Consider the following 24,829-nt stretch of genomic DNA (forward strand, 5'->3'; position numbering starts at 1 on the left):
CCGCCCGGTGGCCCCGGCCCAGTCGCCCAGGTCGGGGTCACGCCGGGGAGGCGTGCACGACCGACCTGTGCGGGGAGCGGGAGGACCGGCCCCGGCGGTGGCGTGCACGCCGGGGAGGGGTCAGTCGGGCGAGAAGACGGGGTCGGCGACCGTCGGGGACGCCACGTGGTGGATCTGGGCCCCACCGCTGGTCGCCGCGATCTCGAGACCGGGCAGCGTGGAGGCGAGGACGGCGTCCGGGAGGGCCAGCAGCCCCGCGGACGACGACGACGCGATCGGTGCGGGTGCCGGCGCAGGAGCGGCGGGCAGCGGCACCGGGGTGGACGCCGGGCTGCCGGCCGGGACCGTGCCGCTGGTGAGCGACGGCGTGGAGGGCGTGGTCGCGCGGGTGGGACCGTCGTCGCTCCGGGACGGCTCGGCGGAGGTCCGGACGAAGGCGTCGGCCACGGGGGAGGCGAGCACGGCCGCGGCCGACAGCAGCAGCTGCTGGACGATCGGCGGGACGACCGGGGCGGCCGCGAGCGTGACGGCGACGGTCGCCGTCGTGACGACCGGCGCTGCCACCGCGGTGGCGGGAGCGGCGGTCGGCGCCACGACCTCGGTCACCGGTGCGGGCACTGGCTCCACGGCCTCGGCGACCGGAGCGGTGGGCTCGGCCGCCGGCACGACCGCCACGACCTCGGCCACCGGCGCCACGGCCACCGGCGCCACGGCCACGGTGACCACTCCGGCCACGGGCGGGAGGACCGACGCCACGACCTCGACCACCGTGGCCACCGGCGCGGCGACGGGCGCGGTGGCGTCGACGACCTCGCTCACAGGCGCCGGAGCGGGCGCCACCGTCTCGACCACGGGAGGCACAGCCGCGACGACGGGGACGACCGGCGCCAGGAGCTCCGTGACCACCGCTGGGACGGGCTCGACGACCGGCGCCACGGCCCCCACGACCGGCGTCACCCGGTCGACAGCCGGTGCAGCCATCTCGATGACCGGCGCGACCGGTGTGACGACCTCGACCACGGGCGCGAGGACCGGCGCCACCGCCTCGACGACCGGTGTCACTGCGTCGATGACCGGCGCGGCCACTGCGGGAGGCGTCGCGATCTGCAGCCCCGGTGGGGTGGCTTCACTGGCGGGCGTGACCGGTCGGGCGACAGGGGCGACCGCCTCGGCGACCGGACGCACCACCGGGGCCACGACCTCGACCACGGGAGCGGCGACCTCGGCGACCGGCGCGGCCACCACGGGAGGCGTCGCGACCTGCAGCCCCGGGGCCTCGGCGCCACTGGCCGGCGTGGCCGGTCGGGGGACCGGGACCACGTCCTCGACCACGGGCGCGACGACGGGCGCCACCGCCTCGACGATCGGCGCAGCCCCCACCGGAGGCGTCACGATCTGCAGCCCGGGTGGGGCGGCCCCGTTGGCGGGCGTCTCCGGTCGAGCAACCGGGGGGACCGGCTCGGCCACGGGCGTGACGACTGGCGCCACCGCCTCGACGACCGGTGTCACTGCGTCGATGACCGGCGCGGCCACCGCCGGAGGCGTTGCGATCTGCAGCCCGGGTGGGGCGGCCCCGTTGGCGGGCGTCTCCGGTCGAGCAACCGGGGGGACCGGCTCGGCCACGGGCGTGACGACCGGTGCCACCGCCTCGACGACCGGCGCGGCCACCGCCGGAGGCGTTGCGATCTGCAGCCCGGGCGGGACGGCCCCGCTCGCCGGCGTCTCCGGTCGAGCAACCGGGGGGACCGGCTCGGCCACGGGCGTGACGACCGGTGCCACCGCCTCGACGACCGGCGCGGCCACCGCCGGAGGCGTCGTGTTCTGCAGCCCGGGCGGGACGGCCCCGCTAGCCGGCGTCACCGGTCGCGCTGCCTGAGCAGCTGCCTTGGCGGGCGGGCCCGCCACCGGAGCGACGTCCGCGACCACGGGCGTCACCGTGTCGACGACCGGCTCCACGACTGGTGCGGCCGTCTCGACCACCGGCTCAGGGACGGTCTCCACCACGGGCGCGGCAGCCTCGGGGACGGTCTCGGTCACGAGCTCGGTGACCGGTGCGACCACCCCGTCCACCACGGGCACGGCGGTCTCGGCCACGGGCTCGACGACGGCATCGCTCGCGGGCTCGACGACCGCCTCGACGACCGGCGGCGTCGGCTCGACCACCGGTTCCACGACGGCCTCGACCGGCGCTGCCGGCTCAGCCACCGTCTCGGTCGCCGGCTCCACGGCGGCCTCAACCGGGGCCACTGGCTCGACCACCGCGTCGGGCACGGGTTCGGCGCGCGGCGCCACGTCCTCGACCACCGGCTCGGCGACCGGCTCCGCCACCTGGTCGGTCACCGGCTCCACGACGGCCTCGACCGGGGCCACGGGCTCGACGACCGCATCGGCCACGGGTGCGGCGGGCGGCGCGACGCCGTCCGCCACCGGTTCGGGCACGGGCTCGGCGGCCGGCTCCGCCACCTCGGCCACCGTGTCGGCTGCCGGCTCGGCGACCGCCTCAGCGACCGGCTCCGTCGCCGCACCGACGACGTCCGCGGCCGTGCCGGACAGGGCCTCGTCAGCCCGTGCCGTACCGGTGAGGGCCAGCGTCAGCGCGTAGAGGCAGCCCAGCAGCCCGATCAGCAGGAGGACGCGGCGCAGCCAGCACGGGTCGAGCACGGAACCCGCGGCCGCCTTGGCTGAGCGCCCACCGTCCATCGCCCCACAGACTAGAGCGACTCCAACCGATCCGCAGCACGGACGGAACTGGATCAGACGATTCGTACCCGCAGCCGCCGGAACCCGCGGCCCTTGTTCTCCATCTTGACCACCTCAACCCGGCCGACCATCGCCGTCGAGGCCACGTGCGTGCCACCGTCGGCCTGCAGGTCCAGGCCGACGACGTCGACGATCCGCACCTGCTCGATGTCGGGCGGCAGCAGGTCGGTCGCGGTGCGGATCAGGTCGGGGATCGCATAGGCCTCCTCGCGCGGGAGGGTCCGCACCACGATCGGCCGGTCAGCGGTGATCTCGGCGTTGACCGCCTGGGCCACCCGGTCCTTGAAGTCGGCGGGCACCTCGGCGAGGTCGAAGTCCATCCGGGCGGTCAGCGGCTCCATGTTGCCGCCGGTGACCTTGGCGCCGAAGTCGCGCAGCACGACGCCGGTGAGCACGTGCAGTCCCGAGTGGGTGCGCATCAGCGCCGTCCGCCGCTCGTCGTCCAGCGCACCGCGGACGGCGGTCCCCGGCGGCGGCACGGGGTCGCCCTCGACCGGGATCAGGTACAGCTCGTCGCCCCTGCGCGTCCCGGCGATACGGGTGCGGACGCCGCCCCACAGCAGCACGCCCTCGTCCGGCGGCTGCCCGCCGCCGCCCGGGTAGAAGGCCGACCGGTCGAGCACGATGCCCTGCTCCGGGTCGGCCGCGACGACGGTGGCGTCCCACTCGCGGACGGTGGCGTCGGCCAGGTCGAGGCGGTGGGTGTGTCCGTGCCGGTCAGCGCTCACCCCCGCATCGTGCCCCCGCGGTCAGGCCGCCCGGCCGCCGGCCAGCCCGTCGGCCCGCGCCAGGAACGCCGCCACCAGCCGCGCGCACGCCGCGGCCGAGACCTCCCGCCGGGCGGCGATCTCCGCCCGCAGCCCGGGCACGAGCGCGGCGGCCCCCGGCGGCGGCGGGCCGGTCAGCTCCCAGGTCTCCTCCCACGCGGAGAACACACCCGGGTCGATCTCCGGGTGGAACTGCACGCCCAGGTGCGGCCCGTACGCGAACGCCTGCACGGCCCGCTGGGTGCGGGCCACCTCGACGCCACCGGGCGGCACGGTGAACCGGTCGCCGTGGTACTCGAACCACAGCCCGGCCGGCACCAGCTCCGGGTCGGCCGTCTCGACCGGCAGGAAGCCGTGCTCCCCCGCCGGCGCCGCCGAGACCACCCCGCCGAGCACCCGCGACAGCGCCTGCCCGCCGAAGCAGACCCCGAGCACCGGCGTCCCGGCGTCCACCGCCCGTCGCAGGTAGGCCAGCTCCGTGGCCAGCCAGGGCACCGTGTCGTCGTAGGCGGCCGCGCCCGAGCCCATCACGACGAGCGTGTCCAGCGTGGCCGGGTCGGGCAGGTCGGTGAGCAGCGGCGAGGGCCCGACCGTCGTCCCGACGACGACGTCGAGCCCCTGTGCCTCCAGCGCCGGCCGCAGCGTGCCGACCAGCCGGTGCCCCCGCGAGGGGTCGGCGTCGTGGACCAGGACGAGCGCGCTCCGCATGCCCCCATCATCGGCACCCGGCCGACATCCCCCGACGCACGGGCAGGGGCTTCCCCTGGCGCGCGACCGCGAGCAGGCTGTCGCTGCGGCGGTGCCGCGCGGGCGCCGCCGTCCTGTGAGGAGGACGGCATGTACGCACGCTCGACCACGCTCAACGGCGCCCCGGTGACCATCGACGACGGCATCTCTTACGTCTGTGACGAGGTGATGCCCGCGGTCACGGCCATGCCGGGCTGCGTCGGACTGTCGATGCTGGCCGACCGGGAGAGCGGGCGGTGCATCGTGACGTCCTCCTGGCACGACCTCGAGTCGATGCGGGCCAGCGCCGAGGGCGTCCGGGGGCTGCGCGAGCGGGCGGCGAGCATCTTCGGCGGCCCCCCGGAGGTGCACGACTGGGAGGTCGCGGTCATGCACCGCCGCTCCGAGGCGCCCTCCGGTGCGTGCACGCGGGTGACCTGGACCAGGGCCGACCCCTCACAGGTCGACCGCGTCCTCGACGCCTACCGCTCGGTCATGGTGCCGCGGATGGAGGACTACCCCGGCTTCTGCAGCGTGAGCCTGTTCCTCGACCGCGAGCAGGGCCTCTCGGCGTCGGCGGTCACCTTCGAGGACCGGGACTGCATGGAGTCCTCCCGCACGCACGCCCGCGCCAGCCGCGACGACTTCGCCCGTCTCATGCGCATCGAGATCACCGACCACGACGAGTTCGACCTGGTCCTGGCGCACCTGCGCGTCCCCGAGACGGTATAAGGACCCTCCTGCCCCCCACCGCTCGCACGCTCGCGGCGGGCCCCTGCAGGAGGGCCACCCCGGGCCGGCGTCAGCAGCGGCGCCGGCCCGGTCGCTTCACACCACCCGCGTGAAGGCCGGCCAGAGGTCGTCCCCGCCGCCGGCGACCAGGCCGGCGCCCAGCGCCCGTGACCACACCAGCTCGGTGCCGCCCTCGTCGCGCCACGACCAGCAGCGGCGGGTGAGGTGGTGCAGCCGGTGCTCCTGGGTGAAGCCGATCGCCCCGTGCACCTGGTGCGCCCGCTTGGCGACCACCTCCACGGCCGATCCCGCCCGCACCTTGGCCGCCGCGGCGGCGAGCACCACGGTGTCCTCGCCGCGGTCGAGCGCCTGGACGGCGGCGTCGACGAGCGCGGCGGTCGCGGTGACCTCGCCGGCCATCTCCGCGAGCTCCATCTGGATGGCCTGGAACTTCCCCAGCGGCCGGCCGAACTGCTGCCGCTCGCCGGCGTACTGCACGGTCCAGGCCAGCACCTGCTCCAGCGCCGCCGAGATCTGCACCGCCCGCGCCAGGGCGTAGCGGGCGCGCACCAGCTCCGCCCGCGCCGGGGACAGCAGCGCCCCGGGCACGCCGACGCCGTCGAGGACCAGCGACCCGCGCGGCTCGCCGGCCAGGTTCACCGCCTGCGAGGCGGCCAGCCCCGCGGTGTCGACGACGGCGAGCACCGCGCCCTCGATCCCGGCCGGCGGGCTCGCCAGCACCGCGACGTACCGGGCCACACCGGCCCAGGGGACGTCGACCGCGGTGCCGGTGAGGACGAACCGGCCCGGGCCGTCGCCGTCGTCGGAGGGCTCGGCGGTCACCGCGCCGTCGACCGCGATCGTCAGCGGCTCCTCGGGCGCGGGCAGGTCGAGGTCGGCGGCCAGCAGCGCGGGCGCGGCCACCAGCAGCTGCTCGGCCACCGGCACCGCCCCGGCACCGGCGGCCAGCGTGCGGACGACGGCCACCGCGTCGGCCAGCTCGCCGCCGGAGCCGCCGGCCTCCTCGGGCAGCCCCACCCCGGTCAGCCCGGCCTCGGCCAGGTCGGCCCACAGGCCCTCGTCCCACGGGCGCTCGGCCGACAGCAGCAGCGGCTCGTGCCCGGCGAGGATCTCCCGGACGGTCTCGACCACCAGGTCCTGGTCGCTCATCGCAGCCCCAGCCCCCGCGCCACGATCCCGCGCAGGATCTCGTTGGTCCCGCCGCGCAGCGTGTAGCCCGGCGCGTGCAGCTGCGCCTCGGCCAGCGCCCGGCCCAGCGGGTCGGGGCTGTCCAGCGACGCGGCGACGTCGGCCACCCGGCGCACCTCGTCGACGACGTCCTGCTCGAACGTCGTCCCCACGTCCTTGACCAGCGCCGCGGGGATGTCGGGCAGCTCGCCGCGGTCGAGGGCCGCGGCGATCCGCAGCGACAGCTGCCGCAGCGCCAGCGCCCGCGCCGAGAGCCGGCCCAGCGTGGCCAGCTGCGCGGGGTCCCCGGTGGCGGCGGCGCGGCGGCCGAACTCGGCGAGCAGCGGCCAGGTCGACAGGAACCGCTCGGGCCCCGACCGCTCGAAGGCCAGCTCCGCGGTCACCTGGTGCCAGCCGGCGCCCTCGGTGCCCAGCAGCATGTCGCCGGGGACGACGACGTCGTCGAACACGACCTCGTTGAAGTGGTGGCCGCCGTCGAGGATGCGGATCGGGTTGACCGTGATGCCCGGCAGCGACAGGTCGACGAGCAGCTGGGTCAGCCCCTGGTGCTTGCCGCGCGGGCCCTCCCCCGGCGGGCCGGTGCGCACGAGCACGATCCCGTAGTGCGAGTGGTGCGCGTTCGACGTCCACACCTTCGCGCCGGTGACCACGAAGTCGCCGTCGGCGTTGCGGACCCCGCGGGTGCGGATCGAGGCGAGGTCGGAGCCGCTGTCGGGCTCGCTCATGCCGATGACGAAGTAGCACTCGCCGGCGGCGATGCGCGGCAGGATCTCCTTGCGCTGCGCCTCGGTGCCGTAGCGCAGCAGGTTGGGCCCCGACTGCCGGTCGGCGATCCAGTGCGCGGCCACCGGGGCCCCGGCGGCCAGCAGCTCCTCGGTGACGGCGTAGCGCTCCATCGCGGAGCGCTCGTGCCCGCCGTACTCCTTGGGCCAGGTCATCCCCAGCCAGCCGCGGGCGCCGAGCTTGCGGGAGAAGTCGGGGTCCACGCCGGACAGCCAGGTGTCCACGTGGGTGGTGAAGGTCCCCGCGGCGAGCTCCTCGGCGAGGAACTGCCGCACCTCGAGCCGGACCTGCTCGGCGGCCTCGGACGGCGGCGCGGGCGCCAGGGTCAACTGGTTGCTGCTCATACCGGATCGGTCCCCACGTCGGCGTGGCGGTGCGTTCTGCGTCGGTTGTACAGCACCGCCTCAGCGGTCGCCGTCGCCGCGGGGGCGGACGTCACGGGCCAGCTGGCGCAGCTCGACGACCGCGTCGCCGACCGCGCCGGACAGGCGGGTCAGCGCGCCCGACACCAGCCGGCGCACCACCGCGGGGTGCAGGCCCAGCGCCGAGCCCAGCCCCGCGGCGACGTCCACGCCGGGGAAGCCGGACGACGGCGGCGGCTCCTCGGTGCGCCCGGGCGACCAGCGCATGGCGTCGCCGGAGACGGTGACGTCGCCCGCGGCGCCGTCCAGCGCGTCGGCCAGGGCCTGCGACACGGGCTGCGGCAGGGGCTGCGGCAGGGGGTGCGGCACGGCGGGCAGCGACTCCCCCGCACCGGCGCCGGGCAGCCGGGTGAGCACCAGCAGCGCGACGTCGTCGGCCCGCCGGGAGCCGGTGAGCGCGGCCAGCAGCCGGTCGCACAGCGCGTCGGGGTCGGCCGGCCCCTCCCCCGCCGCGTCGGCGGCCACGGCGCGCAGCCGGTCGAGGCCGGCGTCGAGGTCCGCGGTGCGGCTCTCCACGAGCCCGTCGGTGAAGAGCACCAGCGTCGCGCCCTCGGGCAGCCGCCCCGACCACTCCGTCGCCGGCCCGGGCGGCGCCCCGAGCAGGCGGCCGGGGGCGACCGGCAGGAACTCGGCGCGGCCGCCCTGCACCAGCAGCGGCGGCAGGTGCCCGGCCGAGGCGATCCGCAGCTCCCCGGTGGCCGGGCGCAGCACGGCGAACAGGGCGGTGGCCATCCGCGGCAGGTCCAGCAGCGGCCAGCTGCCGTGCAGCCGCTCGACCAGCGCCCCGGGGTCGGGGCAGTCGACCAGCAGCGCCCGGTGCACGCTGCGCAGCTGGCCCATCGTCGCGGCCGCGGTGACGTCGTGGCCGACGACGTCGCCCACCGCCAGCCCCACCCGGTCGCCGCCGGGCAGCGGGACGACGTCGTAGAAGTCGCCGCCGACGTCGGCGCCGCGGCTGCCGGGCAGGTAGCGCACGGCCAGCGCCAGTCCCGGCACCGCCGGCGGCTCGGGCGGCAGCAGGCTGCCCTGCAGCGCGTGCGAGGTGCGCGACTCCAGCTCGAAGCGCTGGGCGACGTCCATCCCCTGCGACATCTGCAGCGCCAGCTGCTCGGCGGTGTCGACGTCGGCCTCGGTGAACCGGCCGCGGCGGGCGTCGGCGCCCAGCGAGATGACGCCCAGCGGCCGGTTGTCCACCAGCAGCGGCACGCAGATCAGGTCGGTGAGCTGGAGCGCCCGGCTGACCGCCAGGTGCTCCGGGGAGGTGCTGATCCGCACCAGCATCGCCTCGTCGACCCCGCGCGCCCAGATCGTGCGGCGCTCGACCATCGCCCGCACCGAGGGGTGGCTGCCGTCGCGGTGCGGCAGGTGGTCGTCGCGCAGCTGCTCGACCAGGTGCCGGCGGGCCGGGTCGGCGTGCGCCACCACCGGCGCGGTCAGCCCGCGCTCGGTGAGCAGGTCGATGACGCATATGTCGGCCGGCCCGGCGACCGCCAGCTCGGCCAGCCGCTGCAGGGTCTCGCCGACCTCCCCGGCCACGGCCAGCAGCCGGGCGGCGTCGAGCAGGAACGCCGAGCGGGCGGCCTGCCGCACGGTCTCCTCGTGCAGCCGCACCCGCTCCAGCGCCTGCCCGGCCTGCCGGCCGAGGGTGGTCAGCAGCTCGGCGTCGGCCGGTGACAGCGCGCCGCGCGTCCCGGGCTCGGCCAGGCTGATCAGCTCGCTGTCGTCGGTGACGCCGAGGAGGAGCACCAGCGCGCCGAGGTGCCGGTCGTCGTCGGCCGACACCGGCACGACGACGAGCGCCTCCTGCCCGGCCTCGGCCATCGCCGAGGCCAGCCCCGGCCAGCGCTGGCGCAGCTCCGGCCCGACCGGCGCCGCGCGCACCCCGCCGGTGCGCACCAGCTCCGCCCCGGTCGGCGCCGCGGTCGCCAGGTGGGCGAGCAGCTCGGGGCCGAGCCCGTCGGAGGCGGCGAGGCTGACCGGCACCGTCCCCTCCGGCCGCGCCCCCGGCACCGGGTCGGCCAGCCACAGCGCGGCGCCGCCGGCCTCCAGCGCCCGCCGCGCCCGGCGCACCACCACGTCGGCGACCTGCCCGGCCGATCGCGCCGCGGCCAGCTCGGAGACGACCTGGTGCAGCGTTCGGGCGCGCACCTCGGCGTCGGTGGCGGCCTGCTGCGCGGCGAGCAGCGCCCGCTCGTACCGGCGGCGCGAGCTGGCCTCGAACACCGTGGCGCGCACCAGCAGCGGCCGGCCCTCGGCGTCGCGCACCTCGACGGCGTTGAGCAGGCAGGGCAGCACCGACCCGTCGGCGCGGACGACGTCGAGGGCGACCTCGCGCACCGCGCCCTGCAGCCGCAGCAGCGGCGCGAGGTGGGTCTCGAAGAACACCCGGCCGCCGGCGTTGAGCAGGTCGGGCAGCCGCAGGCCCAGCACGTCCTCGGGGCGCCGTCCGGTCCACGAGCAGAAGGTGCCGTTGACCTTGACCACGTGCGCGTCGGGCAGCATCGACAGGTACCCGCACGGGGCGTTCTCGTACAGGTCGGCAGGGTCCTCCTCGAGCAGCCGCGCCAGCCCCTCCGGGCGGGCCGGTCCCTCGTCGTGCGCCACCCGGGCCCCCTCGCCTCAGGTCCCCGCGAGGAACGCCCGGATCGCCGCCGTCGTCTCCTCCGGCGCCGACAGGTGCGGGCAGTGACCGGTCGCGGCCAGCTGCCGGAACACGCTGCCGGGTACCCGCTCGTGCACGTAGCGGCCGACCGCCACCGGGGCGATGGCGTCCTGGGTGCACTGCAGCACCAGCGTCGGCACGCGCACGTGCGGCAGGTCGTCGCGGTTGTCGGACAGGAAGGTGACCCGCGCGAACTGGCGGGCCACCCCGGGGTCGGTGCGGCAGAAGCTCTGCGCGAGCTCGGTGGCCACGCCGGGGTTGCCCGGACCGGCCACCACCGGCGCGAGCACGGCCGACCACTGCTGCGGGTTGGCGTCGAGGGAGTCCAGCAGCGCGGCGACGTCGGCGCGGGTGAAGCCGCCGGTGTAGCCCTCGTCGTCGACGTAGCGCGGGCTCGGGCCGACCATCACCAGCGCACCGAAGCGCTCGGGTGCCGCCTGCGCCGCCAGGACGCCGATCATCGCGCTGACCGAGTGCCCGACGAACACGACGTCGGTCAGGTCCAGCTCGCGGCAGATGTCCACGACGTCGGCCGCGTAGCCGCGCAGCGAGCCATAGCGCTCCGGGTCGTAGGCGGCCAGGTCGGACCCGCCGGACCCGACGTGGTCGAAGGTGACCACCCGGTGGTCGACGGCGAAGTCGGGCGCGACGGCCCGCCACATGGTCTGGTCGCAGCCGAACCCGTGGGCGAACAGCATCGGCCGGGCGCCGGCCGGACCGCTCACGTGGACGCAGTTCCGCGTGATCACGCGCACCCGTCGAACGTAACGGACGACGCCGTCCCTGTCGCCGTCCGTCAGTGTCCGAGTGCGAGCCGGAACCGCCCCGTGCCGACGCGGGGTCAGCTCACCAGCGGGAGGTCCCGCAGTCGGCGCAGCGCTTCTTCGCGGTGGTGGTCTCGCCGCGGCAGTTGGGGCAGGTCCAGGTGGCCCGCCCAGTGGGCCGCTCGACGGTGGTGCTCTCCAGCGTGGTGGTGCTCACGGTGCTCGCGTCTCCCTGTGGTCCCGGTGAGCACCCGAGGGTAGGCACACGACATGTCGTCCTGATGACCTCGCGGTTGCAGTTGGCTCCAAGTCGGCGTGCAAGAGCCATCCCAGTGGTCCACAGGTGTCCCGCGCGAGCGTCCTCGCAGCGAGCCGGAGGACCGGCTCCCACCCGAGGAAGGCACCCGCCATGACCCGCACCCGCCTCACCCGCACGCTGCTCCGCACCGCCGTCCCGACCGCCGCCGTCGCGGCCGCGGTGCTCGCCGGCACCGGCGCCGCGTCGGCGACCACCGTCGCCTACAACGCCTACGACACCGACGCCAACGGCTACTCCGACCTCTACGCCTTCGACGACAGCGGCGACGGCTACGAGGACACCTGGGCCATCGACTGGGACGAGAACGGCCTGGTCGAGCAGATCGCCCTCGACACCGACCTCGACGGCTGGGCCGACACCTGGGCCTTCGACACCGACGAGGACGGCTACGTCGAGGAGGTCGGCGTCGACACCACCGGCAACGAGCAGCCCGACGAGTGGGGCGCCGACACCGACCTCGACGGCTACCTCGACCTGCTGGCCCACGACGTCGACGACGACGGGTACGCCGACTACTCCGAGCCCGCCACCACCGCCTCCTACGCCTACGCGACGGTGAGCTACGTGTTCGCCGAGGCCGACGGCTGGGTCTACTGGGAGAGCACCGTCGAGTACGGCTACGGCCTGGCCTCCGACGGCGCGACCGCCGACAGCGGCATCTCCTCGCTGACCGGCGACCAGCCGGTGGTTCCCGCCCAGATGGAGGACACCGAGCCCACCGGGGGCCTGGTCGCCCAGGCGCTGCTCGAGCTGTTCTGACACCGCCGACCGCTCCGCCGGTGCCCGGGCCCCGCGGCCCGGGCACCCGGGGCGTGGGCCCGCGGGGAGACCCGACACACGCGCCAGGAGGATGACAGGAGGCGGCCGAAAGGCGCAGGATGGTCGATTGCCGCTCGTGCCAAGAATGGCGCGGGAATGGCGCCCGCACGAGACTGACGACCATTATAGCAGAGGGAAGTGCATTGCCGGCGACCCCGTCCGACGTCGACCCCGACCCCGAGCTCGCGCAGGAGCAGACCTACGTCAGCGACCTGTACACGCGCCTCGACGCCGCCCGTGACCTGGCCACCCGGCGGCTGCGCCAGGCGATCTCCTGGCCGGCGGTCGACCCGCAGGCGCTGCAGGAGCGCGACGCCACCGTGCGCTTCCAGACCGAGCGGGTCACCGCCCTCGACGCCGCGGAGGCCGGCCTGTGCGTGGGCCGCATCGACCGCACCGACGACGGCCCGCTCTACATCGGCCGCATCGGCCTGCCCGCCGACGACGCCGGCGGCGACCCCGCGCTGGTCGACTGGCGCGCGCCCGCGGCCCGCCCCTTCTACACCGCCACCCCGGTGCACCCGCTGGGCATCGAGCGGCGCCGGCACATCCGCACCCGCGGGCGCACCGTCGTCCGGCTCGACGACGAGGTGCTCACCGGCGGGGTCGCCGGCTCCGGGCTGACCGGCGAGGCTGCGCTGTTCGCCGCGCTGGACGCCTCCCGCACCGGGCGGATGACCGACATCGTGCGCACCATCCAGGCCGAGCAGGACCGGATCATCCGCGCCGACGACCGAGGCGTGCTCGTCGTCCAGGGCGGCCCGGGCACCGGCAAGACGGCGGTGGCGCTGCACCGCGCGGCCTACCTGCTCTACACCCACCGCGAGCGGCTGGCCCGGCGCGGGCTGCTCGTCGTCGGCCCGACGCCGACGTTCCTCCGCTACATCGCCGACGTGCTGCCCGCCCTCGGCGAGACCGGGGTGCTGCTGGCCGGGCTGGGCCAGCTGCGGCCGGGCCTGGACGCGCGCGGCGAGGAGTCGCCGGAGACCGCGGCGGTCAAGGGCCGGCTGGAGATGGTCGACGTGCTGCGCACGGCCATCTCCGACCGGCAGGTGGTGCCCGACGGCCCGCGCGAGGTGGTGGTCGACGGGTTCGCCCTGCGGCTGCGGCCGATCGACGTCACCCGCGCCCAGAACGCCGCGCGCAAGGCCGACCCGCTGCACAACCTGGCGCGGCCCGTGTTCGTCCGGCGGGTGGTCGACCTGCTGACCCGCCGCTACGCCGAGCGCATCGGCGCGGGCATTGACGTCGGCCGCGACCTGTTCGACCGGGAGGACGTCGCCGCGCTGCGCCGCGAGGTGGCCGAGGACCCCGGCGTGCGCTCGCTGCTGGCGCAGCTGTGGCCGGTGCTCACCCCCGAGCGGCTGCTCAGCGACCTCTACGCCGACCCCGACCGCGTCGCCCGGGCCACCCCCGGGTGGTCCGACGCCGACCGCGCGCTGCTGCACCGCCCCCGCGGGTCGGCGTGGACGCCGGCCGACGTGCCGCTGCTGGAGGAGGCCGAGGAACTGCTCGGCTTCGACGACAGCGCGCAGCGGGCACGCGCCGACCGGGACCGCCGGCGCGCGCTGGCCCGCGCCCAGGAGACGCTCGACGTGCTGCACGGCTCCCGGTCGGTGGACCTCGAGGACGAGCACCTGGAGGCCGAGGTGCTCAGCGCCGGCGACCTGCTCTCCGCCGAGGACCTCGCCGACCGGCACCGCGAGCTCGACTTCCGCACCACCGCCGAGCGGGCCGCCGCCGACCGCACCTGGACCTTCGGGCACGTCGTCGTCGACGAGGCCCAGGAGCTCTCGCCGATGGCCTGGCGGCTGCTCGTGCGCCGCTGCCCGACCCGCTCGATGACCGTCGTCGGGGACGTGGCGCAGACCGGCAGCCTGGCCGGGGCCGACCGCTGGGACGCCGTGCTGCGCCCGCACGTCGGCGACGCCTGGCGGCTGGAGGAGCTGACGGTGAACTACCGGACGCCGGCCGAGGTCATGGAGCTGGCGGCCGACGTGCTCGCCGCCTCCGGCACCGGCCTGCGCCCGCCGCGGTCGGTGCGCACCGGCGGGGCGCCGCCGGCGGCCGAGGTGACCGGGTCGTCGGGGCTCGCCGCCCGCGCGGCGGCGGTGGCGGCCGAGCTGGCCGGCGGTGAGGGGACGACGGCGGTGCTGGTGCCGCCGAGCCGGCTGGCCGACGTGGTCGCGGCGTTGCGGGAGCTGCGCCCGGACGTGCAGTCGGGACCGGGCGCGGACTCCTCCGCCGGGCCGGTCGTGCTGACCCCCGGCGAGGCCAAGGGGCTGGAGTTCGACTCGGTGGTGCTCACCGATCCCCAGGGGGTGCTCGACGAGGGCGTGCGCGGGGTCAACGACCTCTACGTGGCGCTCACCCGGGCCACCCAGCGGCTGGTCGTGCTCTCCCCCGGCCCGCTGCCGGCCGTGCTGTCCCGGCTGGAGGAGGCCGCGGCCTGAGGAAGGTCCCTCCTGCTCCCCACCGCTCGCGGGCTCGCGGCGGCCCCTGCAGGAGGGCCACGGCGCGTGGTCGTGCTCTGCCCCGCCGGTGTGGGCAGAGCACGACCTGGCGGAGGGCGGAGGTGTCCGGCCGCTCGGTCGTGCTCTGGTCCGCATCGGGGGCAGAGCACGACTCGCTCAGGAGGTGGGTACCACCGCCGCGGGGCGCCAGAGCGCGGCGGGCCGGAGGACGACGCCGCTGGCCGGGCGGGCGGGGATGCGGCGCAGCGAGATGGTCAGGTCCTGGTCGGCGGGGATGTCCAGGGGCAGCCGGGCTAGCCGCGGCGCCAGCGCGGCGAGCAGGGCGACGGTGAGCTGCTCGCCGGGGCAGCGGTGGTTGGTCCGCGGGTCGCCGCCGCCCTGGGGCACCAGCTCGAACTCGCCGATCCCCCGGCCGAGGAACCGCTCGGGCCGGAAGGCGTAGGGGTCCTCCCACAGGTCGGGGTCGTGGTTCTGCCCGAAGAGGTCGAGCAGCACCATGGAGTGGCGCGGGATCGTCTGCCCGCGGAACTCCAGCCGCCGGGGCGCGCGGCCGCCGATGAACGGCGCGAAGGGGTAGAAGCGCCGCACCTCGTGGGCCCACGCCTCGGCGAAGGCCGGGTCGGCCGCGGCCAGCCGCGGGCGGTACTCCGGCCAGCGGGCCAGCGCGTGCCCGGAGAAGGTCGTGAACCAGGCGACGGCGGTGGTCGGCCGGATGACGTTGAGCAGCTCGACGGCGGCCACCCGCGGGTCGAGCGGCTGCCCGTCGGCGTCGCGGTGCGCGGCGACGACGGCCAGCGCCGACCCCGCCGGTGCCCGCACCTCGCCGGCGCGGACCCGCTGGACGAGGTGCGCCAGCTGCCGCTGACGCCGGCCGCGCGCCCGCCGGGCCCGCCAGTGCCGCGGCCCGCCCGTGGCGAAGCCGTCGACCATCGCCAGCAGGTCGCGCGTGAGCGCCGGCACCTCGTCCTGCTCGACCGGCACCCCGGCCCACCGGGTGACCGCGCCGGCGATCACCTGCGCCGACTCCTCGAACAGCACGACCTGCGGCCGGTCCTGCCAGCCCCGCGCGGCGGCGTCCCAGTCGGCGCAGGCCTGCTCCACCAGGTCCGCGATGCGGTCGCCGTCCATGAGGACCGACACGAACATCGCCTTGCGGACCCGGTGCGCCTCGCCGTCGAGGGTGTGCACCGCGCCCTTGCCGAACAGCGTGCCCTGCACCGGCTCGGGGATGGCGTGGGCGCGGTGCACGTGCCGCTCGTCGTAAAGGAACCGCGCCGCCTCCGGGCCCTGGATCGCGATCGCCGGCAGGCCGCCCAGCCGGGTCCTGGCGGCGTACCGGCCGCGGGCCCGGCGCAGGTCGGGCATCCAGGCGTAGCCCTTGGTCAGCAGGGCGAGGGAGTTCTCCAGGCGCATCTCCCACCCCTGCCCTGGTCGGCCGGGCGGCAACCCCGGCGGCGGCTCAGCCGGGTCGCTGCTGCTGCAGCCGGTCGTCGCGCGGCTCGGAGGCGGCGTCGGCCGGCTCGTCCGGGCGGTCGTCGCGGCGGCCCGCCGAGCGGCCGTGCCCGAGCCGGCGCAGCAGCGCGGCCACCTCGCCGGCCGCCGACGGCGCCACCGAGCCCTCGGGGACCCGCGCCGCGACGTCCTGCAGCGCCTCGGCCAGCGCGCGCTCCTCGTCGCTGAGCATGCCGCGGTAGGCGGGGTCGAGCAGGTAGCCGGTGGGTGGGGTGGACAGGCAGCCGATCAGGTCCAGCAGCACCTCCAGCCGGCGGGCGGCCTCGGCCGGTGAGGTGTCCGACCGCGACATCGCGACCGTCTCCACGTCCTGCTCCCACAGCCGCGCGCGGGCGGCGTCCTCCCGCAGCGCCAGCACCGTGCCCGACCGGCGCCGCGGCTCCCGGTCGGGGCCCTGGACGGCGCTGCGCACCTGGTGGGCGATGCGGACCAGGTCGTCGTCGAGCATCGAGGTGCCCACGAACAGCACGTGCCGGGTGAGCAGCAGGGAGTGCAGCACGCCGGCCAGCGCCGCTCGCGAGTCGCCCAGCTGCAGGTACTCCTCGCGGGTCAGCACGACCGACTCGGGGTGCGCGGCGTCGCCGTGCAGCTTGAGCAGCCACGGCCGACCCGGCTGCGGCTCGTCGTAGGGCAGCACCGACAGCTCCCGGCCGATGTCGGCGGCGGCGAGCTCGACGAGCGGGTCGTAGTTGGTGGTGACGAACTCCTGCACCGGCAGGTCGGCGATCAGCGCGTGCGCCAGCGCGTAGGGGCCCGGGCCGAAGCGCTCCCGCACGAAGTCCTGCAGCCGGTCGCGGCCCAGCTCCCGCGCCAGCAGCGCCGCGGAGTCCTCCGGCGGCAGGCGGGTCAGCCCGGCTCGCAGGTCGTCGTCCAGGCCCGAGCGGCCGGCCAGCTCGTCGAGCAGCTGCTCCCAGGTCGGCAGGCCGGCGGCCGCGCTGACCCCCGCGCCGATGAACAGCGCCAGCTGCCCGCGGCGGGCCCGCTCCCCCAGCTGCTCGGCCAGCGCGCGCAGCGGGTCGGGCAGGTCCCAGCCGGTGGGCTCACCGCGGCGGATCCGCTGGGCCGCGGCCAGGTCGCTGGGTCCGCGCAGCACCAGCGCGACGTCGAAGCCGTGCGCGTCGGCGGCCTCGCGGAGCACCGGCAGCAGCTGCTGCAGGAGGTCGCCGCGCCGGCCGGCCGCCCCGCCCCAGCCGGTGCCCAGCGCCGGCAGCCCGACCAGCCGCCGCGCCCGGCCGTGCACCGGTTCGGGCACCTCCCGCCGGGCGACGGCGGCCAGTGCCTCGCGGGCGCCGTCGAGCAGCCAGTCCAGGCCGCGGCCGCAGTCGTCCACGGTGTCGAGCAGCCACGCGCGGCGCGGCCCGGTGCCGGGCACCTCGATGACGCGCTCGCCGCCGGACCACGCCAGGTCCACGCAGATGCCCGAGGCGTCCTCGTCGGCGACCAGGTCGGCGGGCAGCACGTCCCGCCAGCTCGCCGCCACCCGCAGGGTGCGCCCGGTGGGCACGAGGACGTCGTCGCAGGACAGCCGGGTCAGGTCGGCACCGACGACGAAGACGTGTCCGCTCACGCCGCTGCCCTACCCACGGCCATGCGCGGCGGGAACCCGGCGGACCGGGCCCCGCGGAGGCGGGTCAGGCCCCGCAGCCCCCGGCGCCGCAGGCGCAGCCGCCGCAGCCGGCCGGGCGGGCGAGGACCGGCCGCGCGGCGACCGAGCGCAGCGCGGCGGCGCCGACCAGCAGCGGCACCGCGGCCAGGCCGGTCGCCAGCGCGGCGACGACCGTGGCGACGTCGGCCGCGCGCCCGGCGCCCTGGACGGCCGCGGTCCCGGCGAGCAGCCCGCCGACCAGCACGGTCCAGACCAGCAGCGCCATCCCGGCGCGGCGGGCGGCGCCCCCGCGGGCGACGGCGACCGCCGTGGCGACCACCAGCGCCAGCGGCACCCCGGCCAGCAGCGCCCACCCGGTGGCGGCGGCGGAGACGGCCGCGGCGACGAGCGCCGCGACCCCGAGCAGCAGCGTCAGCGCCCCGGCCGGCGTCGTGCCGGCGCGCAGCAGGACGGCCCCGCGGGCGGCGGCCAGCAGGCCGAGGACGCTGAGCAGCAGGCGGGCGCCGAGGTCGCCGGTCAGCACCGCCGCGACGGCCAGGCCCAGCAGCAGGACGCCGAGCGCCGCGCGCACCGGCCACGCCCGCCGGGCCGCCTCGTGCTCGCTGCGCGTCACCGCGCGGAGGGTCCGTCCTGCCGTTCCGGTCGCCGTCGGTGTCGCCACGTCCCCAGTGTCCCTGATGCCCCGTGCCGCGGGACGCCGGGCGCGGAGGGCGCGCGCGTGCGACCCTCGTGGGCCGCAGCGACGACAGGCGGGGAGCGCGGGGGCGTGGCCGAGGACACAGTCGAGAGCACCACCGGGGACCCGGCCGGGGACACGGCCGGCGAGACGGCGCCGGTGACCCAGCGGGCCGCCCACAGCCCGGTGCTCCGGCGCACCGCCCAGCTCGGCCTGCTCGGCTACGCCCTCATCCACCTGCTGGTCGCCTGGCTGGCGCTGCAGCTGGCGTGGGGCCCGGGCCGCGCGCGCACCGCCGGCCGCTCCACCGACTCGGCCGGCGCGCTCGACGTGCTGGCCGAGTCCCCGTTCGGCGACGGCCTGCTGTGGGTGCTGGCCGTGGCGCTGAGCGGGCTGTGCGTGTGGCAGGCGGTGGAGGTGCTGCGCCACCACCGCTCGGTCCCCGGCCCGGGGCCGCGGCGGCGTGAGGCGCTGGTGCAGCTGGTCAAGACGGTGGGCACCGCGGTGCTCTACGGCTTCCTCGCCGTCTCCGCCGTCCGCGCCGCGCTGGGGCTGCGGGCCGGGCGGCGCGAGGAGCAGGAGACGGTGCGCGGCGTGCTGTCCTGGCCCGGCGGGCAGGTGCTCGTCGTCGCCGTCGCGCTCGTGGTGGTGGGCATCGGCGCCTACCACGTGCGCAAGGGCTGGCGGTCGGACTTCCTCGGCGAGATCGACCTGTCCACGGTGTCCCCGGCGCTGTGCACGCTGACCACCCGGCTCGGGCAGGTCGGCTTCGTGCTCAAGGGCGTCGCGCTGGTGCTGGTGGGCGGGGTGGTCGGCTGGGCGGCGGCCACCTTCGACGCGGCCACCGCGACCGGCCTGGACGGCGCGCTGCGGGCGGTGGCCACGGGTCCCCTCGGCCCGGTGGTGCTCACCGTCGTCGCCACCGGGCTGACCACCTTCTCCGTGTACCTGCTCGCCCGTGCGAGGCACCCGGTCGGCTGAACCGACACGGCGCGGCGCGCTGTGCCACGCTGGTCCGTCACTCGGGGTGGGAAGGAGACCTGGCCATGAGCGGTCCGGGAACGGCGGCGGGCGCGGCGGGCCGGGCGGGCCGGGCGGGCCAGAGCGACGCCCTGGAACACCTCGCCCGGGTGGGGCTGATCGCCTACGGCATGGTCCACGTGCTCATCGCCTGGCTCGCGCTGCAGCTCGCCTGGGGCGGTGGCAGCAGCGAGTCCGCCGACCAGTCCGGCGCGCTGGCCACCCTGGCCGAGTCGCCCGTCGGCAAGCCGCTGCTGTGGGTGCTCGCCGTCGGGCTGGTCGCGCTGGCGCTGTGGCAGGCCGCCGAGGTCGTCCGGTGGCGCTCGGGCTGGTCGGCGTCCGGCGACGCGCGGAAGCGGGCGGTGCAGAAGACCGTCAAGGCGGTGGCCAAGGCGGTCGTCTACGCGGCGCTGGCGGTGCTGGCGTTCCGCTTCGCCACCGGCGGCGGGCAGTCCAGCTCGGGCCAGCAGCAGCAGACGACGGCCGGCGTCTTCGGCTGGCCGGGCGGGCGCTGGCTGGTCGCCGCGGTCGGGCTGGTCGTCATCGGCGTCGGCGTCCACCACGTGCTCAAGGGCGTGAAGAAGGGCTTCCTCAAGGAGATCGACCTGGCCTCCGCGCCCCCGGCGGCCGAGCGGACGGTCACCCGGCTCGGCCAGGTCGGCTACCCGGCCAAGGGCGTGGCGCTCGGCCTGGTCGGCGCGCTGCTGGTGTACGCCGCGCTGACCTTCGACCCCGCCAAGGCCTCCGGTCTCGACGGCGCGCTGCGCACGGTCCTCGACGCGCCCTTCGGCCGGGTGCTGCTGACGCTGGTGGCGCTGGGCATCGCCGCGTTCGGCGCGTTCTGCTTCGTGCGGGCGCGCTACCCCGAACGCACGTGAAGGACCCCGTCCTCCCCACCCTTCGCAAGCTCAGGGCGGGCCCCGGGACGGGGCCGCGTCCACGCACTCTCCTGGAACGGGTGCACGTCGTCGTGAGCACGGCGCGGGAGGTCACCGACCACCCGGTGCTCGAGGCCCTGGCGCGGGTCGGGCTGGTCGCCTACGGCGTCGTCCACCTGCTCATCGGCTGGCTGACCTGGCGGCTCTCCCGCGGCGCCGGTGACACCGACGCCGACCAGACCGGCGCGCTGGAGACCGTCGCGGGCACACCCGGCGGGGCGGTGCTGCTGTGGGCGATCGGCCTGGGCCTCCTCGCGCTGGCGCTGTGGCAGGGCGGTGAGGTGCTGCTGTGGTGGCGCGGGCTTCTCGACCGGGAGCACCGCACCCGCACCGCGGTGGTGTGCGCCAAGTGCCTGGCCAAGGCCGCGGTGTACGCCGTCCTCGGGGTCACCGCGCTGCTGTTCGCGGTGGGCGCGGAGTACGAGGCCGACGAGCGGCTGCGCGAGCTCACCGGGGAGACGCTCGAGGTGCCCGGCGGCGCGGTGGCGGTGGGCACGGCGGCGGTCGGCGTCCTCGCGGTGGGCGCCTACTCGCTGTGGCGCGGGGTCACCGGCGGGTTCATGCGCGACGTCGACCTGCCCGCCGCCCCCGACCGCTGGGAGCCGGTCATCGAGGCGGTCGGGCGGGTCGGCTACGTGGCCAAGGGCGTGGCGTTCGGCGTCGTCGGCGTGCTGCTGTTCCGCGCGGCGACGACGGCCGACGTCTCCACCGCCACCGGACTCGACGGCGCGATGACCGCGATCGGCCGCACCGACGCCGGGCCGTGGCTGCTCGGCGTCGTCGCGGCCGGGTTCGCGGCGTTCGGCGTCTACGCCCTGGCCCGCGCCCGCTACCCCGACCGCGACCCGTCGTCCTAACCGTGCAGGTCCGCGGAGATGCCCGGGGCATCTCCGCGGACGTGCACGGCCTCACGTCCGCGGGCCGCCGGCGACGTAGACGACCTGGCCGGACACGAAGCCCGCGCCCTCGCTGACGAAGAACGAGACGGTGTGCGCGATGTCCTCGGGGACGCCGCCGCGCGCCACCGGGATGGCCGCCGCGCGCTCGGCCACGTACTCGTCCCAGTCGCGGCCGAGGCGCTCGGCGGTGGCCTTCGTCATCTCGGTCTGGATGAAGCCCGGGGCGATCGCGTTGGCGGTGACGCCGAACTTGCCCAGCTCCAGGGCGAGGGTCTTGGTGAAGCCCTGCAGGCCGGCCTTCGCGGTGGCGTAGTTGGCCTGGCCGCGGTTGCCCAGCGCCGAGGTCGAGGACAGGTTGACCACCCGGCCCCACCGCGCGTCGACCATGTACCGCTGGCAGGCACGCGTCATGAGGAACGAGCCGCGCAGGTGGACGTGCATGACCAGGTCCCAGTCGGCGTCGGTCATCTTGAACAGCATGTTGTCGCGGGTGACGCCGGCGTTGTTCACCAGCACGACGGGCGGGCCGAGCTCGGCGGCGATCCGGTCGACGGCGGCCTGCACCTGCTCGGCGTCGCCGACGTCGGCACCCACGCCCAGCGCCCGCCCGCCGGCGGCCTCGATCGCCTCGACCGTGCCCGCGGTCGAGGCCTCGTCGAGGTCGATCACCGCGACGGCGAAACCGTCGGCCGCCAGGCGGAGCGCGGTCGCCGCCCCGATGCCACGGGCGGCGCCGGTGACGATCGCGACGCGGGCGGGGGTCTCGGTCATGGCTGCCTGCTCCTCGGGGTCGGGGACTGCCGGCCGATCATGCCGGGCAGCCCCCGGTACCCGCCTGCCGGCCTAGGCGCGCTCGAACAGCGCGGCCAGGCCCTGCCCGCCGCCGATGCACATCGTCTCCAGGCCGTAGCGGGCGCCGCGGCGGTCCATCTCGCGGGTCAGCGTGGCGAGGATGCGGCCGCCGGTGGCACCCACCGGGTGGCCGAGCGAGATGCCCGAGCCGTTGACGTTGGTGCGCTCGAAGTCGGCCTCGGTGAAGCCCCACTCGCGGGTCACCGCGAGCACCTGGCTGGCGAAGGCCTCGTTGAGCTCGATGAGGTCGACGTCGGAGAGCTTGACGCCCGCCAGGTCCAGCGCCTTGGCCGTCGCCGGGACCGGGCCGATGCCCATGGTCCGCGGCGGGACACCGGCGACGGCCCAGGACACCAGCCGGGCCAGCGGGCGGAGGCCGAGCTCGGCGGCCTTCTCCGGTGAGGTGACCACGCAGACCGCGGCGCCGTCGTTCTGGCCGCTGGCGTTGCCCGCGGTCACGGTCGCCTCGGGGTCGTCCCGGCCCAGGATGGGCCGGAGCCTCGCCAGGGTCTCGACGTTCGCGTCGGGGCGGATGTGCTCGTCGCGGTCGACGACGGTGTCGCCCTTCCGGCCCGTGACGGTGACCGGGACGATCTCGTCGGCGAAGCGGCCCTCCGCGGCGGCCGCGGCGGCGCGCTGGTGGCTGCGGACGGCGTACTCGTCCTGCTCCTGGCGGCCGATCGAGTACTCCCGGCGCAGGTTCTCCGCGGTCTCCAGCATGCCGCCGGGCACCGGGTGGTTGACCCCGCCGGCGGTCACCCGGCCGCGGGCCAGGCCGTCCTGCAGCAGCACACCGGGGCCGGCCTTCACGCCCCAGCGCATGGCCTGCGAGTAGAACGGCGCGTTGCTCATCGACTCCGCGCCGCCGGCCAGGACGACCTCGGCCGCGCCGGTCTGCACCTGCATGGCCGCGTAGAGCACCGCCTGCAGGCCCGAACCGCAGCGGCGGTCGACCTGGATGCCGCTGGCGGTCACCGGCAGGCCGGCGTCCAGGGCCGCGACCCGGCCGATCGCGGGGGCCTCCATCGTCGGGTAGCAGTGCCCCAGGACGACGTCGTCGACCGACTCCGGCGGCAGGCCGGTGCGCTCCATCAGCGCCCGGACGACGGTGGAGGCGAGGTCCTGCACGGGCACGTCGCGCAGCGATCCGCCGAAGCCCCCGACCGGGGTCCGCAGCGGCTCACAGATGACCGCATCTCGCACGGCGTCCTCCTCCTCGACACGGCCGGCTCCGCCTCGGACCGGCGCCGTCGTCGAGTCTGCCCCTCCGACCCCGCGGGCGCGCAGCCAGGTCGGGGAGCTGCCGGGGCCCCGTGCTAGGCGGCGCCGGCTCCGGCGCGGCGCTCGACCTGCTCGACGGCGAGGAGCTCCCACAGGCCGGTGACCTGCAGGGCGCGGGCCACCGCGCGGGTCCCGACGAGCACCCGCAGCCGGACGCCGTTGCCGATGGCCGTGCGGTGCGCGATCGCCAGGGTGGACAGGCCGGCCGAGTCGAGGAAGGTGACCGCCTCGAGGTCCACGGTCACCGAGCGGGAGCCGTCGGCGAAGGCCGCGTCCAGGGCGCGGCGCAGCAGGGGTGCGGTGGAGCAGTCGACCTCACCGGAGAGGACGAGGCGGGCCGCGCCGTCGACGGCGCGGGTCTCGACGGTGAGCAGGTCGTCGGTGGGGCCAGGGGAGATGATGGTCACGGTGCGCTCCTCGGTCGAGGGCGGGCCCGTGCGGATGAGAGCGGCCCGAGAGCCACACCACGGCGCAGAGTCCAGCGTTGGCGTCACGGCTGTCGTTTGAACCGCACCGAGGACGTTAGGCCCGGGGCCGGTGGTGCGCAAGGGTCCCCGGCGGCCGGAGCGGTCCCCCTGACCGGCCTCCCCGCGTGTCCGCGACCGGGCCGTCACCTGCGGGGACGCGCTCCCGACCGGCGGCGCGCCGGGTGCGGGGATACTGGTCGGTGTGACGAAGCGGCTGGTGCTGGCAGGGCTGATCTGGGCGGCGGTCTCCGCCCTCGCGTTCGTCGGCCTGGGCAACGTCATCGTCGCCGCGGGCCTGTCCGTCTTCGGCTTCGTCCTGCTCGTCGTCCTGGCGATGGCCAGCGATTGGGAGCAGCACCCCGACTTCGAGGAGCGCGAGATGTACCGCGCCCAGCGCCGGGCGGCCCGGTGGCAGCGCGGCGCCCGCGCCCGGGCGCGCGACCGCGAGCGGTGGGAGGCCCACCAGGCGCGGAAGACCGCGCGCACGCCCGGCGACGGCGACCGGGCCTGACCCCGGGGGACCCGAGGCCGGAAAACCGCTCGACGGGCGCGGGCGGCCGGTCCTACGGTCGGCGCATGCGCTCCTGAGCCGCCCTCGCGACGACGCCTGCGTCCGCACCGGACGCCCGCGGGTCGAGCCCCTGGCTCCCCGCTCCCTCCCGCCCGGCTCCCGGGCGCCCTCCCCTGGCTGCCGGCTGCCCGCGGCCGGTCCGACCTCCCTGCAGGAGGCCCCCGTGTCACGTCCCCTCCGCTCCCCCGGCCCGGCGGCCACCGCCGCCCGCGCCGGCCTGTCCGCCGACGAGGCCCCTGCCTTCGACCGGCTCGTCACCGCCGTGCTGAGCTCACCGGGGACCGCCCTCGGCCCGGCCCTGCGTGCCCAGCTCCCGGGCTCCGCGGGCGTGCGGTGGCTGCGGACGGCCGGCCTGCCGCCCACCACCCGGACGGCGGCGCTCACCGCCGAGCAGTGGCTGTCCCTCTACCGCTGCTGGCGGTCGGTCACGCCGGTGCCGCACGCCGGCCGCCCGGACCGGGGGCGGGCCGGCCGCCCGTCGGCGCACGGCCACGCCCCCGGCGCCCTGGCCGCCCCGCGCTGGCACTAGGCCCCCTGCAGGGGCCCGCCGCGAGCTTGCGAGTGGTGGGG

Annotated in this window: 22 protein-coding genes; 8 read left to right on the forward strand and 14 right to left on the reverse strand. The window is 76.9% G+C overall.

The window, feature by feature from the left end; genetic code table 11:
- Positions 1-120: 120 nt before the first annotated feature.
- The 3 genes from LY71_RS23740 to LY71_RS11810 are packed head-to-tail and all read right to left on the reverse strand — an operon-like array spanning position 121 to position 4,235.
- Positions 121-2,700, reverse strand: a complete 2,580-nt coding sequence (locus LY71_RS23740; protein WP_211297291.1) for a hypothetical protein — start codon at positions 2,698-2,700, stop codon at positions 121-123.
- A 53-nt stretch (positions 2,701-2,753) separates the two neighbouring features.
- Positions 2,754-3,488 carry an alanyl-tRNA editing protein gene (locus tag LY71_RS11805; RefSeq protein ID WP_106277672.1) on the reverse strand — a complete coding sequence of 245 codons (735 nt, stop codon included), beginning with the start codon at positions 3,486-3,488 and terminating at the stop codon, positions 2,754-2,756.
- A 21-nt stretch (positions 3,489-3,509) separates the two neighbouring features.
- On the reverse strand, positions 3,510-4,235 hold the full coding sequence (locus LY71_RS11810) for a type 1 glutamine amidotransferase (RefSeq protein WP_211297292.1): 726 nt from the start codon (positions 4,233-4,235) through the stop codon (positions 3,510-3,512).
- A gap of 129 nt (positions 4,236-4,364) precedes the next feature.
- Between LY71_RS11810 and LY71_RS11815 the strand changes: the two genes are divergently transcribed.
- Entirely contained in the window at positions 4,365-4,985 is a 621-nt protein-coding gene (locus tag LY71_RS11815) for an antibiotic biosynthesis monooxygenase family protein (protein ID WP_106277674.1), read from the forward strand.
- A 96-nt stretch (positions 4,986-5,081) separates the two neighbouring features.
- Here LY71_RS11815 and LY71_RS11820 read toward each other — a convergent pair whose 3' ends face one another.
- The 5 genes from LY71_RS11820 to LY71_RS24475 form a co-directional block, all read right to left on the reverse strand.
- Positions 5,082-6,155 carry an acyl-CoA dehydrogenase family protein gene (locus LY71_RS11820; protein ID WP_106277677.1) on the reverse strand — a complete coding sequence of 358 codons (1,074 nt, stop codon included), beginning with the start codon at positions 6,153-6,155 and terminating at the stop codon, positions 5,082-5,084.
- Positions 6,152-7,321 (reverse strand): acyl-CoA dehydrogenase family protein, encoded by a 1,170-nt coding sequence (locus tag LY71_RS11825; protein ID WP_106277679.1) that lies wholly within the window; start codon positions 7,319-7,321, stop codon positions 6,152-6,154. The genes LY71_RS11820 and LY71_RS11825 overlap by 4 nt, the downstream gene beginning before the upstream one ends.
- Before the next feature lie 60 nt (positions 7,322-7,381).
- The gene (locus LY71_RS11830) at positions 7,382-10,003 is read right to left on the reverse strand and encodes a SpoIIE family protein phosphatase (protein ID WP_245887846.1); all 2,622 of its coding nucleotides are present in this window, start codon (positions 10,001-10,003) and stop codon (positions 7,382-7,384) included.
- Between the two features lie 15 nt (positions 10,004-10,018).
- On the reverse strand, positions 10,019-10,816 hold the full coding sequence (locus LY71_RS11835; protein WP_245887847.1) for an alpha/beta fold hydrolase: 798 nt from the start codon (positions 10,814-10,816) through the stop codon (positions 10,019-10,021).
- Between the two features lie 91 nt (positions 10,817-10,907).
- Complete coding sequence (locus LY71_RS24475; protein WP_281261602.1) at positions 10,908-11,042, reverse strand: hypothetical protein; 135 nt, start codon at positions 11,040-11,042, stop codon at positions 10,908-10,910.
- A 192-nt stretch (positions 11,043-11,234) separates the two neighbouring features.
- On the opposite strand from LY71_RS24475, the gene LY71_RS11840 reads away from it, so the two are divergent.
- Together LY71_RS11840 and LY71_RS11845 are read left to right on the forward strand one after the other, a co-directional pair.
- Positions 11,235-11,903, forward strand: a complete 669-nt coding sequence (locus LY71_RS11840; RefSeq protein WP_106277682.1) for a hypothetical protein — start codon at positions 11,235-11,237, stop codon at positions 11,901-11,903.
- A gap of 203 nt (positions 11,904-12,106) precedes the next feature.
- Positions 12,107-14,416: a HelD family protein gene (locus tag LY71_RS11845; RefSeq protein ID WP_245887848.1), complete on the forward strand. Its 2,310-nt coding sequence runs from the start codon at positions 12,107-12,109 to the stop codon at positions 14,414-14,416.
- Between the two features lie 177 nt (positions 14,417-14,593).
- Here LY71_RS11845 and LY71_RS11850 read toward each other — a convergent pair whose 3' ends face one another.
- The 3 genes from LY71_RS11850 to LY71_RS23115 form a co-directional block, all read right to left on the reverse strand.
- Entirely contained in the window at positions 14,594-15,850 is a 1,257-nt protein-coding gene (locus LY71_RS11850; RefSeq protein WP_106277686.1) for a cytochrome P450, read from the reverse strand.
- A gap of 46 nt (positions 15,851-15,896) precedes the next feature.
- Positions 15,897-17,516 carry an SIR2 family NAD-dependent protein deacylase gene (locus LY71_RS11855; RefSeq protein ID WP_106277689.1) on the reverse strand — a complete coding sequence of 540 codons (1,620 nt, stop codon included), beginning with the start codon at positions 17,514-17,516 and terminating at the stop codon, positions 15,897-15,899.
- 64 nt (positions 17,517-17,580) lie between these two features.
- Positions 17,581-18,168 (reverse strand): hypothetical protein, encoded by a 588-nt coding sequence (locus tag LY71_RS23115; protein ID WP_146146125.1) that lies wholly within the window; start codon positions 18,166-18,168, stop codon positions 17,581-17,583.
- A 153-nt stretch (positions 18,169-18,321) separates the two neighbouring features.
- Between LY71_RS23115 and LY71_RS23120 the strand changes: the two genes are divergently transcribed.
- The 3 genes from LY71_RS23120 to LY71_RS11870 all read left to right on the forward strand — a co-directional run bounded on the left by LY71_RS23120 (position 18,322) and on the right by LY71_RS11870 (position 21,046).
- Entirely contained in the window at positions 18,322-19,212 is an 891-nt protein-coding gene (locus LY71_RS23120; protein ID WP_170121323.1) for a DUF1206 domain-containing protein, read from the forward strand.
- 65 nt (positions 19,213-19,277) lie between these two features.
- Positions 19,278-20,129 carry a DUF1206 domain-containing protein gene (locus LY71_RS11865; RefSeq protein ID WP_106277695.1) on the forward strand — a complete coding sequence of 284 codons (852 nt, stop codon included), beginning with the start codon at positions 19,278-19,280 and terminating at the stop codon, positions 20,127-20,129.
- 92 nt (positions 20,130-20,221) lie between these two features.
- Positions 20,222-21,046, forward strand: coding sequence for a DUF1206 domain-containing protein (locus LY71_RS11870; protein WP_245887849.1), 825 nt, complete (start codon positions 20,222-20,224; stop codon positions 21,044-21,046).
- Between the two features lie 51 nt (positions 21,047-21,097).
- On the opposite strand, the gene fabG is transcribed toward LY71_RS11870, so the two are convergent.
- From fabG to LY71_RS24135, 3 genes are all read right to left on the reverse strand, one after another.
- A complete protein-coding gene (fabG, locus tag LY71_RS11875; RefSeq protein WP_106277699.1) occupies positions 21,098-21,859 on the reverse strand; it encodes a 3-oxoacyl-ACP reductase FabG in 762 nt (253 codons plus the stop codon).
- 72 nt (positions 21,860-21,931) lie between these two features.
- Complete coding sequence (locus tag LY71_RS11880; protein WP_106277702.1) at positions 21,932-23,143, reverse strand: acetyl-CoA C-acetyltransferase; 1,212 nt, start codon at positions 23,141-23,143, stop codon at positions 21,932-21,934.
- Positions 23,144-23,256: 113 nt separating this feature from the next.
- A complete protein-coding gene (locus LY71_RS24135; protein WP_245887850.1) occupies positions 23,257-23,628 on the reverse strand; it encodes an STAS domain-containing protein in 372 nt (123 codons plus the stop codon).
- 262 nt (positions 23,629-23,890) lie between these two features.
- Here LY71_RS24135 and LY71_RS11890 point away from each other — a divergent pair, with 262 nt between their 5' ends.
- The gene (locus LY71_RS11890) at positions 23,891-24,199 is read left to right on the forward strand and encodes a hypothetical protein (RefSeq protein WP_170121319.1); all 309 of its coding nucleotides are present in this window, start codon (positions 23,891-23,893) and stop codon (positions 24,197-24,199) included.
- 223 nt (positions 24,200-24,422) lie between these two features.
- Positions 24,423-24,788 (forward strand): hypothetical protein, encoded by a 366-nt coding sequence (locus tag LY71_RS11895; protein ID WP_106277708.1) that lies wholly within the window; start codon positions 24,423-24,425, stop codon positions 24,786-24,788.
- Positions 24,789-24,829: the final 41 nt, after the last annotated feature.

The organism is Geodermatophilus tzadiensis (genome assembly GCF_003002915.1).
Lineage (GTDB): Bacteria > Actinomycetota > Actinomycetes > Mycobacteriales > Geodermatophilaceae > Geodermatophilus > Geodermatophilus tzadiensis.

What these genes read in the sequence shown, in the direction of transcription:
- LY71_RS23740 (WP_211297291.1), bottom strand. Translation starts at nt 2,700, where the DNA reads ATGGACGGTGGGCGCTCAGCCAAGGCGGCCGCGGGTTCCGTGCTCGAC.
- LY71_RS11810 (WP_211297292.1), bottom strand. Translation starts at nt 4,235, where the DNA reads ATGCGGAGCGCGCTCGTCCTGGTCCACGACGCCGACCCCTCGCGGGGG.
- LY71_RS11815 (WP_106277674.1), top strand. Translation starts at nt 4,365, where the DNA reads ATGTACGCACGCTCGACCACGCTCAACGGCGCCCCGGTGACCATCGAC.
- LY71_RS11820 (WP_106277677.1), bottom strand. Translation starts at nt 6,155, where the DNA reads ATGAGCGACCAGGACCTGGTGGTCGAGACCGTCCGGGAGATCCTCGCC.
- LY71_RS11825 (WP_106277679.1), bottom strand. Translation starts at nt 7,321, where the DNA reads ATGAGCAGCAACCAGTTGACCCTGGCGCCCGCGCCGCCGTCCGAGGCC.
- LY71_RS11840 (WP_106277682.1), top strand. Translation starts at nt 11,235, where the DNA reads ATGACCCGCACCCGCCTCACCCGCACGCTGCTCCGCACCGCCGTCCCG.
- LY71_RS11850 (WP_106277686.1), bottom strand. Translation starts at nt 15,850, where the DNA reads ATGCGCCTGGAGAACTCCCTCGCCCTGCTGACCAAGGGCTACGCCTGG.
- LY71_RS11865 (WP_106277695.1), top strand. Translation starts at nt 19,278, where the DNA reads ATGAGCGGTCCGGGAACGGCGGCGGGCGCGGCGGGCCGGGCGGGCCGG.
- fabG (WP_106277699.1), bottom strand. Translation starts at nt 21,859, where the DNA reads ATGACCGAGACCCCCGCCCGCGTCGCGATCGTCACCGGCGCCGCCCGT.